The following is a 15,387-nucleotide window of genomic DNA, read 5'->3' as shown; positions in this document are numbered from 1 at the left end:
CCCGTCACTTCAGCAGGGCGACGATCTTTTCTTCCAGCGGAATTGCCTCGGCCTCGGGATCGAGGGCATCCGTCCCGGGCAGCTGCACGTCCGGGTCGGCGAACTCGCGATACTTTTTGTCGCCGCCGAGGGTGTAGAGCAGGTATCCGGTCAGCAGCGCCCGAACCGACCGCTGGGTGCGCCGGTGCGGGCCGGGCAGGCCGAGCACCGTGGCCAGCCGCCGGCGCTCGACCAGCCCACCGGGCTCGGCCTTGCTGACGATGCGCAGCGTCGCCGGCTCCCACGCCTCGGCAAGCGCCAGCGCGTTGGAAATCAGCGTCGCCCGGTCGCCCGGCGCGGTGAAGATCACTCCCGGCACCTTCAGCGTCGCGGCCGGCTGCTGGGCCGGCGGGCTGGTGACGCTGGGGAAAAGCGCCGCCACCGCCGCGGGCTTGGCGGGCATTCCGGCGGCGGCGAATACCGCGGCCGAGCCGCCGAAACCGTGACCGACCACGCCCAGCTTGGCGGGATGCACGCTGATCTTGCCCGGCCCGAGGCGCACACCCGACACGATGTCCAGGGCGGTGCCGAGATCGAAGGCGAAGTTCAGCACCGACGGGGCCACGCCCCGCTGGGTGTCCGGAGCGCCGGCCACGATGCCCCACGACGCCAAGTGCTCGAGCAGGTTCGAATACCGCGCGGCGCCGGCGAGCCAATCGTGGCCGAACGCCACCCCGGGCAGATTCAGGCCCTCCTCCGGGGTGTACACCACTCCCGGCAGACCGGCAAAAGCCAGGTCACCCCGCAAAACCCGGTGCGGACCACGGCGGTGCAGAGCGGCGACAAGCTTGCGGATGCGGGCCACGCGTCGACGTTAGCGCATCACAATCGCACGCCCGCGAAGATGACTAGGCCGTGACCTCGATGACCCCCGCCCGCCACAGCGCCGCGTAGAGCTGGTGCAGCGTGGCGGTGAGCACGTGGGTGGTCATGTCCATCAAGGCGTTTCCGGAGCCCGTCGACGGCTGCCGGCGCGGCTTGGTGGCTTGTCGGGACGCCGGCGCCAGCGGGGCGGGCGTCACATCGTCGTACCGAACTGCGGTCATGATTGCCTCCCCATGGCGCACGGTGGTCGGTCGGAGCAAGTTACGCATTTCAATGCGACCCGCTGCACAATTCCCGGTGAACAACCATCGACGACGGAATTCATGCGTCGGCGATAACGGGAAATCGAGGTAGCCAGAGCGTCCGGGCAGGCCTCACGCAGCTCGTCCTTCGGTCGGTGACGATCTTTGCTGACAATTCGAATACTAGGGGTGTTCATCGCGGCGGCGATGACGCGAACAAAAACGTCGCGCGCACATCAGGTGAAAGAATTCCCGGCGGTGATGACGGTGACGTGAATGGCGGGGGGCTGGGCAGGTTGGTCCGGGACGTCCCCTTCAGGCCGTCCCAATAGCGGTGCCCGCGTCCCTTTCGGCGCAGGTGGGCGGCCTAACCATGGCGCCGGATTGCGGGTTCGGTGTCCCGCCTGCACTACCCTGGTCAGAATGTGCGGAATCGTCGGCTATGTCGGGCAGCGGCCCGCCTGTGACGTCGTCATGGCCGCGCTGCGCCGGATGGAGTACCGCGGGTACGACTCGTCGGGCATCGCGCTGGCGAACGGTGACGGCACCCTGACCGTGAGCCGCCGCGCCGGCCGGCTGGCCAACCTGGAAGACGCGGTCGCCCAGATGCCGCCGTCGTCCCTGACCGGCACCACCGGCCTGGGCCACACCCGGTGGGCCACCCACGGGCGCCCCACCGACCGCAACGCGCACCCCCACCGCGACGCCGCCGGCAAGGTCGCGGTGGTCCACAACGGCATCATCGAGAATTACGCGAACCTGCGCCACGAGCTCGAGGCCCAGGGCGTGGAGTTCGCCAGCGACACCGACACCGAGGTCGCGGTGCACCTGGTGGCGCAGGCCTACCGCCACGGCGAGACCGCCGGCGATTTCCCCGCGTCGGTGCTCGCGGTGCTGCGCCGCCTCGACGGCCACTTCACACTGGTGTTCGCCAACGCCGACGACCCCGGCACCATCGTCGCCGCCCGTCGCTCCACCCCGCTGGTGCTCGGCATCGGCGACGGCGAGATGTTCGTCGGCTCCGACGTGGCGGCCTTCATCCCGCACACCCGCAACGCCATCGAACTCGGCCAGGACCAGGCCGTCGTGATCACCGCCAACGGCTACCGGATCACCGACTTCGACGGCAACGACGACCTGGGGCCCGGGGCATACCGCGAGTTCCACATCGATTGGGATCTGGCCGCCGCCGAAAAGGGTGGCTACGAGTACTTCATGCTCAAGGAGATCGCCGAGCAGCCCGCCGCCGTCGCCGACACCCTGCTGGGCCATTTCGTGGACGGCCGGATCGTGCTCGACGAGCAGCGTCTGAGCGATCAGGAACTCCGCGAGATCGACAAGGTGTTCGTGGTGGCCTGCGGCACCGCGTATCACTCCGGGCTGCTGGCGAAATACGCGATCGAGCACTGGACGCGGCTGCCGGTCGAGGTGGAGCTGTCCAGCGAATTCCGTTACCGTGACCCGGTTTTGGACCGCAGCACCCTGGTGGTCGCCATCTCGCAGTCCGGCGAGACCGCCGACACGCTCGAAGCCGTGCGCCACGCCAAGGAGCAGAAGGCCAAGGTGTTGGCCATCTGCAACACCAACGGCTCACAGATTCCGCGCGAGTGCGACGCGGTGCTCTATACCCGCGCCGGCCCGGAGATCGGGGTGGCGTCGACGAAGACGTTCCTGGCGCAGATCACCGCCAACTATCTCGTCGGCCTGGCGCTGGCGCAGGCCCGTGGCACCAAGTACCCCGACGAGGTCGCGCGGGAATACCACGAGCTGGAGGCCATGCCGGACCTGGTCGCGCGGGTCCTCGCGACGATCAAGCCGGTGGCCGCGTTGGCCTATCAATTCGCCCAGTCGCCGACGGTGCTGTTCCTGGGTCGCCACGTCGGGTACCCGGTGGCGCTGGAAGGCGCGCTCAAACTCAAGGAATTGGCGTACATGCACGCCGAGGGCTTCGCCGCCGGCGAACTCAAGCACGGCCCCATCGCGCTGATCGAGGATGATCTGCCCGTCATCGTCGTCATGCCGTCCCCCAAGGGGTCCGCGGTGCTGCACGCCAAGCTGCTGTCCAACATCCGCGAAATCCAGGCCCGCGGGGCGATCACCATCGTGATCGCCGAAGAAGGCGATGACACCGTGCGGCCCTACGCCGACCACTTGATCGAAATCCCCTCCGTGTCAACGCTTCTGCAGCCCCTGCTGTCGACGATCCCGCTTCAGGTGTTCGCCGCGTCCGTGGCCCAGGCGCGCGGTTATGACGTGGACAAGCCGCGCAACCTGGCCAAGTCCGTCACCGTCGAGTAGGTAGCTCGCACCGCTTCGCGCGTATCGGCGACGGACCCGCGGTCGATCCATTACATTGCCCTGGGAAAGCCTTTCGGCCAGGAGGTCGAGGCTGCGTCCGTGCGGGAGGAAGTATGCGATCGGGCGGCATCAGATTCGGCGTCGTAGGTGTTGTCGTGCTCGTCCTCGCGGTCTACGCCGGGTCGATTTTGACGTACGCCCAAAGCGATACGGTCCGGCGACTGGATGGATCAACCCCGGTGGTGAGCAGCGACCAGCCGTCGGCGACGATCAACGTGGAAGAGATGCAGTCGAACAACAGCGTGCTCGCCGTCAACCTCGCCTTCAATCCCGGATCGGCGTTGCTGGATCCGAAAACCCACCACCTCAAGGAGGATCTCAGCCTTCGGGTCAGATCCTCGGCGATGCCGTCGCGGCACACCTGGACCAAGGGCATGCTTCCCGGGCTCATGGCGATCCCGCTGACCATCGCCGGTCAGATCGAGCGCTGGCCCTTCGACCAATACCGCTCGGGGCTGATCGAAGTCGAGATCTTCTACGGCCCCGATACCGACCGGGCGCCCGACCACGTGCCCGTCACCTTCATCGACCACCTCTCGGGGTGGCAACTCACCGCGACCAGGTCCCAGGCGGACGGCCCGTACCGGCTGCACGTGCGGCGGTCGCTGAGCACCGCGGCGTTCGCGATCGTCATCCTCGGCGTGCTGATCACGATCGCCAGTCTGGCTCTGTTCGTTGCGATTCAGACCGCGCGGGACCGGCGGCCGTTCCAGCCGCCGATGACGACGTGGTACGCGGCGATGCTGTTCGCGGTGGTGCCGCTGAGAAACGCGCTACCCGGCTCACCACCCTTCGGCAGCTGGGTCGACATCACCGTCGTGATCTGGGTCCTGCTCGCGTTGGCGGTCTCGATGGTGCTCTACATCGGTTGCTGGTGGCGACATCTCAATCCGCCGGTGCTCGCTGCGGCGCCGGCGCCCGCGGAGCCCGCACCGTCGAGTAGCTGAGGGCGGCGGCGTGTTAGCCGCCGAAGTCGTACGGGCGCGGCGCCCCGCGTGCGAAGGTTGATGTCGTGGCGCATGCATCGGTTCGGGCACGAGTGCGCAGCATGACGCTGACGGTGTGGCATTTCGTCAGCACTGCGCCGCTGACCTACGGCTGGCTGTTGGTGCTGATGGTCACGACGATCATCCAGAACCACCTCACCGGCCGCCAGTTGCATTCGGTATTGCTGCACCGCTCCACCAACATTCACGAGTTGGGCAAAAACCCGCTCGACGTATTGTTCTCCAGCCTGCTGTGGATTGACGGGAAGAACTTCGAGCCCTACCTGCTGCTGTTCACCCTGTTTCTCGCGCCGGCCGAACATTGGCTCGGCCAGCTGCGCTGGCTCACTGTGGGTTTGAGCTCTCACATCCTCGCCACCTACATCAGCGAGGGCATCCTCTACTTCGCGATCGAGGAACGCGATGCGTCGCAACGGCTCGTGCACGCGCGCGACATCGGGGTCAGCTATTTCCTGGTCGGCGTGATGGCCGTGCTGGCCTACCACATCGCGAGGCCCTGGCGCTGGGGCTATCTCGGGGTGCTGTTCGTCATCTTCGGTTTCCCGTTGATCACCATGGACCGCGTCGAGCTGGACTTCACCGCGATCGGGCATTTCGCCTCGATCCTCATCGGCCTGTGCTTCTACCCGATGACCCGCACACGCTCCAAACGCAGCCGGCAACTGAGTCCCGCGCGCCTCAAGGCCATGGCGCGCCGCAGCATCCCCCCGGCGGACCCCGGCTGATGTCGGGCCGCAGCGAAAGCTGGTGGGCGCCAAGCCCCCGCGATGGCGACACGTAATCTGGCTCTGATGCGGCATTACTACTCCGTAGATGCGATCCGCCAGGCCGAGGCGCCGCTGCTGGCCAGCCTGCCTGACGGCGCCCTGATGCGGCGCGCCGCCTACGGGCTGGCCACCGAGATCGTCGGCGAGTTGGCGGCCCGCACCGGCGGGGTGGCCGGGCGGCGGGTCTGCGCGGTCGTCGGCTCCGGAGACAACGGCGGCGACGCGCTGTGGGCGGCCACCTTCGTGCGGTGTCGCGGCGCGGCCGCCGACGCGATTTTGCTCAACCCGGAGCGCACGCACCGCAAGGGGCTGGCGGCGTTCCGCAGGGCGGGCGGCCGGATCGTCGAAAGTGTCTCGCCCGCAACCGATCTCGTCATCGACGGGGTGGTGGGCATCTCCGGCTCCGGAGCCCTGCGGCCCGCCGCGGCCGAGGTGTTCGCCGCCGTCGATGACGCGAGGATCCCCGTGGTCGCCGTCGACATCCCCAGTGGCGTCGACGCGGCGACCGGGACCACCAGCGGTCCCGCGGTGCGCGCCGTGCTGACCGTCACCTTCGGCGGGCTCAAACCCGTGCACGCGCTCGGCGACTGCGGGCGGGTGCGGTTGATCGACATCGGCCTGGACCTGCCGGACACGGACGTGCTGGGCTTCGAGGCCGCCGACGTGGCGGCACGCTGGCCGGTGCCGGGTCCCCACGACGACAAGTACACGCAGGGCGTCACGGGCGTGATGGCCGGCTCGTCGACGTATCCGGGCGCCGCCGTGCTGTGCACCGGCGCCGCGGTCGCGGCGACCTCCGGGATGGTCCGCTACGCCGGCAGCGCGCACCGCGAGGTGCTCGCGCACTGGCCTGAGGTGATCGCCTCGCCCAGCCCCGGGTCGGCGGGGCGGGTGCAGTCCTGGGTGGTCGGGCCGGGGTTGGGCACCGACGACGCCGGGGCGGCGGCGCTGTGGTTCGCGCTCGAAAGCGACCTGCCGGTGATCGTGGACGCCGACGGCCTGACGATCCTGGCGGCCCATCCCCAGTTGGTGGCCGATCGCACCGCGCCGACGGTGCTGACTCCGCACGCCGGTGAATTCGCGCGCCTAGCGGGTAGTCCCCCCGGGGATGACCGGGTGGGTGCGTGCCGCAAGCTGGCCGAGGCGTTCGGCGCCACGGTGCTGCTCAAGGGGAACGTCACGGTCGTCGCCGATCCGGGCGGTCCGGTCTATCTCAGTCCGGCCGGGCAGTCGTGGGCGGCCACCGCCGGCTCCGGCGACGTGTTGTCCGGCATGATCGGCGCGCTGCTGGCGGCGGGCCTGCCGCCGGGCGAGGCGGCCGCGGCGGCGGCCTTCGTCCACGCCGACGCGGCGGCGCGCTCGGCCGCCGACCCGGGCCCCGGCGACGCGCCCACCTCCGCGTCACGCATGGTGCCGCACATCCGAGCCGCCCTGGCCGCCCTGTAGACCTATCGAGAGGATTCCCCAGTGCCACAACACCCTTCACTGCCCGCGCACTCCATCGCCCCCGCCTACACCGGCCGGCTGTTCACGGCCCCGGTCCCGGCGCTGCGGATGCCCGACGAATCGATGGACCCCGACGCCGCCTACCGCTTCATCCACGACGAGCTGATGCTCGACGGGAGCTCGCGGCTGAACCTGGCCACCTTCGTCACCACCTGGATGGACCCCGAGGCCGGGAAGCTGATGGCCGAGACGTTCGACAAGAACATGATCGACAAGGACGAGTACCCGGCGACCGCGGCCATCGAGCAGCGCTGCGTGTGCATGGTGGCCGACCTGTTCCACGCCGACGGCCTGAACGACGCCGACCCCTACAGCGCGTGCGGGGTGTCCACGATCGGCTCCAGCGAGGCGGTGATGCTGGGCGGCCTGGCGATGAAGTGGCGCTGGCGCCAGAAGATCGGCAAAGACTGGAAGGGCCGCACCCCGAACCTGGTGATGGGGTCCAACGTCCAGGTCGTCTGGGAGAAGTTCTGCCGCTACTTCGACGTCGAGCCCCGCTACCTGCCGATGGAGGAGGGGCGCTACGTCATCACCCCGGAACAGGTGGTCGACGCCGTCGACGAGAACACCATCGGCGTGGTGGCGATCCTGGGCACCACCTACACCGGTGAGCTGGAGCCCGTCGCCGACATCTGCGGCGCGCTGGACAAGGTGGCGGCCGGCGGCGGTGTGGACGTCCCGGTGCACGTCGACGCCGCCAGCGGCGGGTTCGTGGTGCCGTTCCTGCACCCCGAGCTCAAGTGGGATTTCCGGCTGCCCCGGGTGGTGTCGATCAACGTCAGCGGCCACAAGTACGGGCTGACCTATCCCGGCGTCGGGTTCGTGGTGTGGCGCAGCAAAGAATACCTGCCCGACGACCTGGTGTTTCGGGTCAACTATCTCGGCGGCGACATGCCGACCTTCACCCTGAACTTCTCGCGCCCCGGAAACCAGGTGGTCGGCCAGTACTACAACTTCCTGCGGCTCGGTCGGGAGGGCTACACCAAGGTCATGCAGGCGCTGTCCGGGACGGCGCGCTGGCTGGGGGAGCAGCTGCGGGTCAGCGAGCACTGCGAACTGGTCTCCGACGGCTCCGCGATCCCTGTGGTCGCCTTTCGGCTGTCCAAGGACCGCGGCTACACCGAGTTCGATGTCTCCCACGAGCTGCGGACCTACGGCTGGCAGGTGCCCGCCTACACCATGCCGGACAATGCCACCAATGTCTCGGTGCTGCGCATCGTGGTGCGCGAGGGGCTCTCGGCCGACCTGGCCCGGGCGCTGCACGACGATGCCGTCTCGACGCTCAGCTCGCTGGACAAGCTCAGGCCCGGCGGCCACTACGCGGATCAGCACTTCGCGCACTGAGGCCGCCGCGCCGAGCGTCGAGTTGTGGCGCCGATCACGCCGAAATCGCGCCGACAAGTCCACGCTCGGCGGCGTGCTGCGCGGTTCTGGGACAATGGCGGCCATGACCGGGCGGGCCGCTGCGCCGATATCCCTGACACCGGGCCTCCTCGCCGAGGCCCTGGTCGACCTGGGCGCGATCGAGCACAACGTGCGGCTACTGTGCGAGCAGGCCGGCGGCGCGCAGGTGATGGCCGTCGTCAAGGCCGACGGTTACGGCCACGGGGCCGGCCGGACGGCACGCGCCGCGCTGGCCGCGGGGGCCGCCGAGTTGGGTGTCGCCACCGTCGACGAGGCATTGGCGCTGCGCGCCGACGGCGTCACCGCGCCGGTGCTGGCCTGGCTGCACCCGCCCGGCGTCGACTTCGGGCCCGCGCTGCTGGCCGACATCCAGATCGCCGTGTCGTCGGAGCGCCAGCTCGACGAGCTGCTGGACGCGGTGCGCCGCACCGGCCGGACCGCGACGGTGACCGTCAAGGTCGACACCGGGCTGAATCGCAATGGCGTACCGCCGGCGCACTATCGGTCGATGCTGACCGCGCTGCGCCGCGCCGTCGCCGAGGACGCCGTCGTGCTGCGCGGGCTGATGTCCCACATGGTGTACGCCGATCAACCCGCCAACCCGGTCAATGACCTTCAGGCCCAACGGTTTACCGACATGCTGGCCCAGGCGCGCGATGAGGGGGTGCGCTACGAGGTGGCGCACCTGTCGAACTCGTCGGCCACGATGTCGCGTCCCGACCTGGCCTTCGACATGGTGCGCCCCGGCATCGCGGTATACGGGCTGAGCCCGGTGCCCGAGCTCGGCGACATGGGTCTGATCCCGGCCATGACGGTGAAATGCCCTGTGGCACTGGTGAAATCGATACGTGCGGGCGAGAGCGTGTCCTACGGGCACACCTGGACCGCGCAGCGCGACACCACCCTGGCGCTGCTGCCGGTCGGCTACGCCGACGGCATCTTCCGGTCCCTGGGCAACCGGCTGGAGGTGTTGATCAACGGCCGGCGCCGACCGGGGGTCGGACGGATCTGCATGGATCAATTCGTCGTCGACCTGGGCCCCGGCCCCACCGATGTCGCCGAGGGCGACGAGGCGATCCTGTTCGGGCCCGGTCGCAATGGCGAACCCACCGCACAGGACTGGGCCGATCTGCTCGGCACCATCCACTACGAAGTGGTGACCAGCCCCCGCGGCCGGATCACCAGGACCTACCGCGAGGCGCACACCGTTGCGCCCTGAGGGATCCCGCAAGCGCTACAAGGGCAGGGCATGGCTTGCGGGGGGTGCGGGGCTGACGGCCATCGCCACCATCATCGGAGCCTCGGCCCGCCGGTCGATCACCCAGCGCGCCACGGTCGAAGATCCTTACGCCCATGAGGATTTCAACAGGCTCGAGGACGACCACAGCCTGGTGGTGACCACGCCCGACGGCGTGCCGCTCGCGGTCCGCGAAGCCGGCCCGGCCGACGCGCCGTTGACCCTGGTGTTCGTGCACGGATTCTGCCTGCAGATGGGCGCCTTCCACTTTCAGCGGACCCGGCTGCCCGAGCAGTTGGGCCCCGACGTGCGGATGGTCTTCTACGACCAGCGTGGGCACGGCCGATCCGGCGAGGCCGCGCCCGAGACCTACACGCTGACCCAACTCGGCAAGGATCTGCAAACCGTGCTGAACGCGGTGGTGCCGCGCGGAATGATCGTGTTGGTGGGCCACTCGATGGGCGGCATGACGGTGTTGTCGCACGCGCGCCAGTTCCCCGAAGAGTACGGGCGCCGAATCGTGGGCGCGGCGCTGATTTCCTCGGCGGCCGAAGGGGTCGCGCGGTCCCCGCTGGGTGAGATCCTGAAAAACCCTGCGCTGGAAGCGGTCCGGGTCGCCGCGCGGTCCGCGCCGAACCTGATGCATCGCGGCCGCAATGTATCCCGCTCGCTGATCGGCCCGGTGCTGCGGGCCGCCTCCTACAGCGACCTGCAGGTCAGCCGGAGCCTGGACGCGTTCTCGCAGCGGATGATGAACAGCACGCCCATACCCACCATGGTGGGATTCCTGGACGCGTTGGAAGAACATGACGAAACCGCCGGGCTGTGGACACTGCTGCGGATCCCCACCCTGATCGCCTGCGGCGACCACGACCTGCTCACCCCGGACGAGTATTCGCGAAAGATGGCCGCCGGCCTGCCGCAGTCCGAGCTGGTCATCGTCGTCGGCGCGAGTCACCTGGCGCTGCTGGACAAGCCGGAAGCCATCAACGGCGGCCTGGTGCGGCTGGTCAGGCGCGCCACCCCGACCAAGGCGGCGCTGAGGCTGCGGCGGATACGAGAAAGGCTGCGGCGCCGTGGGTCAATGTGATGGCGGTGAGGGCATCGCGACCTGTGAGCGCGTCGAGGACACGATCGCGTTGGGGGCCCGGCTCGGTGAGCGGCTGCGGGCGGGTGACGTGGTGGTGCTCTCCGGTCCGCTCGGCGCGGGAAAGACGGTGCTGGCCAAGGGGATTGCGGCGGCGATGGACGTCGACGGCCCGATCACCTCGCCGTCCTACGTGTTGGCGCGGGTGCACCCGCCGCGGCGGCCTGGCGCCCCGACCATGATTCACGTCGACACGTACCGGCTGCTCGACCACACCGACCACCAAGGCGCCGACCTGCTCGCGGAGCTCGATTCGCTGGACTTGGACAGCGATCTCGACGACGCTGTCGTCGTGGTGGAATGGGGTGAAGGGCTGGTCGAGCGCCTCGCGGAACGGCACCTGGACATCCGGCTGGAGCGCATCAGCGGATCCGACGTGCGGATCGCGACCTGGCGGTGGGCCACCAGGGCCGGCAGCGCCACGAGCGGGGCGGACTCATGAGCATCCTCGTGCTGACCCTCGACACCTCCACCCCGGCGGTGACGGCCGGCATCGTGCGGCGCGAGGACCTGTCCGTGCCGGCGCAGCGGGTCACCGTCGACGCCCGGGCCCACGCCGAACGGCTCACCCCGAATGTGGTTGCCGCCCTGGCGGATGCGGGGCTGACGATGGCCGACCTCGACGCCGTCGTGGTGGGCTGCGGCCCGGGGCCGTTCACCGGTCTGCGGGCCGGGATGGCGACCGCCGCCGCCTACGGGCATGCGCTGGGCATCCCGGTGTACGGCGTGTGCAGCCTGGACGCCATCGGCGTGCAAACCACCGGGGACGCGCTGGTGGTCACCGACGCCCGTCGGCGCGAGGTCTACTGGGCCCGCTACCGCGACGGCATACGGACCGGCGGGCCGGGGGTTGATGCCCCCGCCGACGTCGACCCCGGCAACGCGCAGACGGTGGCCGGCTCGCCCGAACACGCGGCCATATTCGGCCTGCCGGTGTGCGAGCCCGCGTACCCGACGCCGGCCGGACTTGTTGCCGCGGTGGGGGATTGGTCCGATGACCCGGCTCCGCTGGTTGCCCTGTACCTGCGTCGTCCCGACGCCAAACCCCTGGCGGCGCGGCAATGATCGCCGAGCCCGTGACCGTCGGCGCGTTGACGCGGGCCGACGCGCAGCGCTGCGCCGAGCTGGAGGCGCAGCTCTTCGACGGCGACGACCCGTGGCCCGCGGCGGCGTTCAACCGGGAATTGGCAAGCGCCCACAACCATTACGTGGGCGCGCGCGTCGGCGAAACGCTCGTCGGCTACGCCGGCATCTCACGGTTGGGCCGCACGCCGCCCTTCGAGCACGAGGTCCACACCCTCGGCGTGGACCCCGCCTACCAGGGGCAGGGCATCGGCCGCCGGTTGCTCGACGAGCTGTTGACGTTCGCCGACGGCGGTGTCGTGTACCTGGAAGTGCGCACCGACAACGAGCCGGCCATCGGGCTGTATCGCAGCGTCGGGTTCGAGCAGGTCGGCCTGCGCCGCCGCTACTACCGCGTCAGCGGCGCGGACGCGTACACCATGCGGAGGGAGGCGCGGCGCACATGACGACCATCTTGGCCATCGAAACCTCGTGCGACGAAACGGGAGTCGGCATCGCGCGGCTGGGCGCCGACGGCACCGTCACCCTGCTGGCCGACGAGGTGGCGTCCAGCGTCGACGAACACGTGCGGTTCGGCGGCGTGGTCCCCGAGATCGCCTCCCGCGCACACCTGGAGGCGCTGGGGCCCGCCATGCGCCGCGCGCTGTCGACCGCCGGCCTGGACAAGCCCGACATCGTCGCGGCCACCATCGGGCCCGGGCTGGCCGGCGCCCTGTTGGTGGGAGTCGCTGCGGCCAAAGCCTATTCGGCCGCATGGGACGTCCCGTTCTATGCGGTGAACCATCTGGGCGGGCACCTGGCCGCCGACGTCTACGAGCACGGGCCGCTGCCCGAGTGCGTGGCGCTGCTGGTCTCGGGCGGCCACACCCACCTGTTGCATGTGCGGTCGCTCGGCGAGCCGATCGTCGAGCTGGGCAGCACCGTCGACGACGCGGCCGGCGAGGCCTACGACAAGGTGGCGCGGCTGCTGGGGCTGGGCTACCCGGGCGGCAGGGTGCTCGACGAGTTGGCCCGCACCGGTGACCGCGACGCGATCGCCTTCCCGCGCGGCATGACCGGGCCGCGCGACGACCCCTACGCGTTCAGCTTCTCCGGCCTCAAGACGGCCGTGGCACGGCACCTGGAAAGCCACCCGGACGCGGTGAACGCCGATGTCGCGGCTGGCTTCCAGGAGGCCGTGGCCGACGTGCTGACCCGCAAGGCCGTGCGCGCCGCGACGGACCTCGGCGTCTCGACACTGCTGATCGCGGGGGGAGTGGCCGCGAATTCGCGCTTGCGGGAACTGGCGGAGCAGCGCTGCGCGGCGGCCGGGCTGACGCTGCGCATCCCCAGGCCGCGGCTGTGCACGGACAACGGGGCGATGATCGCCGCCTTCGCCGCGCATCTGGTGGCGGCCGGGGCGCCGCAATCCCCGCTGGACGCGCCTAGCGACCCCGGCCTGCCGGTGGTGAAGGCGCAGGTCAGCTGATCGCTGACGGCGAACATGCGGGAAGCAGCAGGGTGCCCTTGAGTGCTAGCACTCCCGTGTATAGAGTGCTAGGTGGCAATCGGCCAAGCCCTGTGTCGGCACCCGCGACGACGGCGCTCGGGCCTGGACGAATGCCGAACACCTGATAATTCGGCAGGTTCGGGCGAGCCCCGGACCGGCCATCAACTCCGGTCCGGGCGCGTCCCGGACCCGACCCAAACACTGGAGGGCTCCAATCGTGGCGAAGGTGAACATCAAGCCACTCGAGGACAAGATTCTCGTGCAGGCCAACGAGGCCGAGACCACGACCGCGTCCGGTCTGGTCATTCCCGACACCGCCAAGGAGAAGCCGCAGGAAGGCACCGTCGTCGCAGTCGGCCCCGGCCGGTGGGACGAAGACGGCGAGAAGCGCATCCCGCTGGACGTCTCGGAGGGCGACACCGTCATCTACAGCAAGTACGGCGGCACCGAGATCAAGTACAACGGCGAGGAGTACCTGATCCTGTCGGCACGCGACGTGCTGGCTGTCGTCTCCAAGTAAGGACCGTGTCCCGCCCCGGCGATCCCCGCGTCCGCGCGGGTGATTTCCGGGGCGGCATGCGTTTTGGCTGGTTTGAATTGCCCGGCTCCGCAGCAGGACGGTTTCCCGTCGTGCGTCGTCGCCGGACGGAAGGAGACTGATGAGCAAGATTATTGAGTACGACGAAACAGCGCGCCGCGCCATCGAGGCGGGCGTGAACACGCTCGCCGACGCGGTACGGGTGACATTGGGGCCCCGCGGCCGGCATGTGGTGCTGGCCAAGGCATTCGGCGGTCCCGCGGTCACCAACGACGGCGTCACCGTCGCGCGTGAGATCGACCTGGAAGACCCGTTCGAGAACCTGGGCGCCCAGCTGGTGAAGTCGGTGGCGACCAAGACCAACGACGTCGCCGGCGACGGCACCACCACGGCCACCGTGCTGGCCCAGGCGTTGGTCAAGGGTGGCCTGCGCCTCGTTGCTGCCGGCGCCAATCCCATCGAACTCGGGGCGGGAATTTCCAAGGCCGCCGACGCGGTGTCCGAGGCGCTGCTGGCGTCGGCCACCCCGGTCTCCGGCAAGGACTCGATCGCCCAGGTGGCGACCGTGTCGTCGCGCGACCAGCTCCTCGGTGAGCTCGTCGGCGAGGCGATGACCAAGGTCGGCACCGACGGCGTGGTCAGCGTCGAGGAATCCTCCACGCTGAGCACCGAGCTCGAGTTCACCGAGGGCGTCGGGTTCGACAAGGGCTTCCTGTCGGCATATTTCGTCACCGACTTCGACGCGCAGCAGGCCGTGCTGGACGACCCGGTGATCCTGTTGCACCAGGACAAGATCAGCTCGCTGCCCGACCTGCTGCCCATGCTGGAAAAGGTCGCCGAATCGGGCAAGCCGCTGCTGATCATCGCCGAGGACATCGAGGGTGAGCCGCTCGCGACCCTCGTCGTGAACTCCATCCGCAAGACGCTCAAGGCCGTCGCGGTCAAGGCGCCGTTCTTCGGCGACCGCCGCAAGGCGTTCCTCGAGGACCTGGCGATCGTGACGGGCGGTCAGGTGATCAACCCCGACGCCGGCCTGCTGCTGCGCGAGGTCGGCACGGACGTGCTGGGCTCGGCGCGGCGCGTGGTGGTCAGCAAGGACGACACCGTCATCGTCGACGGCGGCGGCGCCAAGGACGCGGTGGCCAACCGCATCAAGCAGCTGCGCGCCGAGATCGAGTCCACCGACTCCGACTGGGACCGCGAGAAGCTGCAGGAGCGGCTGGCCAAGCTGGCCGGCGGCGTCGCCGTGATCCAGGTGGGCGCCGCCACCGAGACCGCGCTCAAGGAACGCAAGGAAAGCGTCGAGGATGCCGTCGCGGCCGCCAAGGCCGCCGTCGAGGAGGGCATCGTCGCGGGCGGCGGCTCGGCGCTGCTGCAGACCCGCAAGGCGCTTCAGGAGCTGCGCGGCTCGCTGTCCGGCGATCAGGCGCTCGGCGTCGACGTCTTCTCCGAGGCGCTGGCGGCCCCGCTGTACTGGATCGCCACCAACGCCGGGCTCGACGGCGCGGTCGCGGTGCACAAGGTGACCGAGCTGCCCAACGGGCACGGGCTGAACGCGGACAAGCTCACCTACGGTGACTTGATCGCCGACGGCGTCATCGACCCGGTCAAGGTCACCCGCTCGGCGGTGCTCAACGCGGCGTCGGTGGCCCGGATGGTGCTGACCACCGAGACGGCGATCGTCGAAAAGCCGGCCGAGGAAGCCGATGACCACGGTCACGGCCATCACCACCATCACTGAGTAG

The 15,387-nt window shown here is 69.6% G+C and carries 15 protein-coding genes; 13 read left to right on the top strand and 2 right to left on the bottom strand.

What is annotated here, in order from left to right; translation table 11 throughout:
- Positions 1-4: 4 nt before the first annotated feature.
- Both JF781_RS14685 and JF781_RS14680 read right to left on the bottom strand, forming a co-directional pair.
- Positions 5-844: a dienelactone hydrolase family protein gene (locus JF781_RS14685; protein WP_225330426.1), complete on the bottom strand. Its 840-nt coding sequence runs from the start codon at positions 842-844 to the stop codon at positions 5-7.
- A 43-nt stretch (positions 845-887) separates the two neighbouring features.
- Positions 888-1,085, bottom strand: coding sequence for an Rv1535 family protein (locus JF781_RS14680; RefSeq protein ID WP_225330427.1), 198 nt, complete (start codon positions 1,083-1,085; stop codon positions 888-890).
- A 444-nt stretch (positions 1,086-1,529) separates the two neighbouring features.
- Here JF781_RS14680 and glmS point away from each other — a divergent pair, with 444 nt between their 5' ends.
- From glmS to groL, 13 genes are all read left to right on the top strand, one after another.
- Positions 1,530-3,404 (top strand): glutamine--fructose-6-phosphate transaminase (isomerizing), encoded by a 1,875-nt coding sequence (glmS, locus tag JF781_RS14675; protein WP_225330428.1) that lies wholly within the window; start codon positions 1,530-1,532, stop codon positions 3,402-3,404.
- A gap of 113 nt (positions 3,405-3,517) precedes the next feature.
- Entirely contained in the window at positions 3,518-4,411 is an 894-nt protein-coding gene (locus JF781_RS14670; protein ID WP_225330429.1) for a DUF4436 domain-containing protein, read from the top strand.
- A 65-nt stretch (positions 4,412-4,476) separates the two neighbouring features.
- Positions 4,477-5,196 carry a rhomboid-like protein gene (locus JF781_RS14665; RefSeq protein ID WP_225330430.1) on the top strand — a complete coding sequence of 240 codons (720 nt, stop codon included), beginning with the start codon at positions 4,477-4,479 and terminating at the stop codon, positions 5,194-5,196.
- Positions 5,197-5,262: 66 nt separating this feature from the next.
- The gene (locus tag JF781_RS14660) at positions 5,263-6,684 is read left to right on the top strand and encodes an NAD(P)H-hydrate dehydratase (protein WP_225341276.1); all 1,422 of its coding nucleotides are present in this window, start codon (positions 5,263-5,265) and stop codon (positions 6,682-6,684) included.
- Between the two features lie 21 nt (positions 6,685-6,705).
- On the top strand, positions 6,706-8,088 hold the full coding sequence (locus JF781_RS14655; protein ID WP_225330433.1) for a glutamate decarboxylase: 1,383 nt from the start codon (positions 6,706-6,708) through the stop codon (positions 8,086-8,088).
- 103 nt (positions 8,089-8,191) lie between these two features.
- A complete protein-coding gene (alr, locus tag JF781_RS14650) occupies positions 8,192-9,367 on the top strand; it encodes an alanine racemase (RefSeq protein ID WP_225330434.1) in 1,176 nt (391 codons plus the stop codon).
- 52 nt (positions 9,368-9,419) lie between these two features.
- A complete protein-coding gene (locus tag JF781_RS14645) occupies positions 9,420-10,475 on the top strand; it encodes an alpha/beta fold hydrolase (RefSeq protein ID WP_225330444.1) in 1,056 nt (351 codons plus the stop codon).
- Complete coding sequence (locus tag JF781_RS14640; protein WP_225330435.1) at positions 10,462-10,974, top strand: tRNA (adenosine(37)-N6)-threonylcarbamoyltransferase complex ATPase subunit type 1 TsaE; 513 nt, start codon at positions 10,462-10,464, stop codon at positions 10,972-10,974. Before JF781_RS14645 ends, JF781_RS14640 begins: the two co-directional genes overlap by 14 nt.
- Positions 10,971-11,597: a tRNA (adenosine(37)-N6)-threonylcarbamoyltransferase complex dimerization subunit type 1 TsaB gene (gene tsaB / locus JF781_RS14635; RefSeq protein ID WP_225330436.1), complete on the top strand. Its 627-nt coding sequence runs from the start codon at positions 10,971-10,973 to the stop codon at positions 11,595-11,597. The genes JF781_RS14640 and tsaB overlap by 4 nt, the downstream gene beginning before the upstream one ends.
- Positions 11,594-12,061 (top strand): ribosomal protein S18-alanine N-acetyltransferase, encoded by a 468-nt coding sequence (rimI, locus tag JF781_RS14630; RefSeq protein WP_225330437.1) that lies wholly within the window; start codon positions 11,594-11,596, stop codon positions 12,059-12,061. Before tsaB ends, rimI begins: the two co-directional genes overlap by 4 nt.
- A complete protein-coding gene (gene tsaD, locus JF781_RS14625) occupies positions 12,058-13,083 on the top strand; it encodes a tRNA (adenosine(37)-N6)-threonylcarbamoyltransferase complex transferase subunit TsaD (protein WP_225330438.1) in 1,026 nt (341 codons plus the stop codon). The genes rimI and tsaD overlap by 4 nt, the downstream gene beginning before the upstream one ends.
- A 238-nt stretch (positions 13,084-13,321) precedes the next feature.
- Positions 13,322-13,624, top strand: coding sequence for a co-chaperone GroES (gene groES / locus JF781_RS14620; protein WP_007167930.1), 303 nt, complete (start codon positions 13,322-13,324; stop codon positions 13,622-13,624).
- Positions 13,625-13,763: 139 nt separating this feature from the next.
- Positions 13,764-15,383, top strand: a complete 1,620-nt coding sequence (gene groL, locus JF781_RS14615; RefSeq protein WP_225330439.1) for a chaperonin GroEL — start codon at positions 13,764-13,766, stop codon at positions 15,381-15,383.
- Positions 15,384-15,387 lie beyond the last annotated feature (4 nt).

The sequence above is a fragment of the Mycobacterium sp. WUMAC-067 genome (assembly GCF_020217485.1).
Classification (GTDB): Bacteria; Actinomycetota; Actinomycetes; order Mycobacteriales; family Mycobacteriaceae; genus Mycobacterium.
This window is presented reverse-complemented; position numbering and strand designations above follow the sequence as displayed.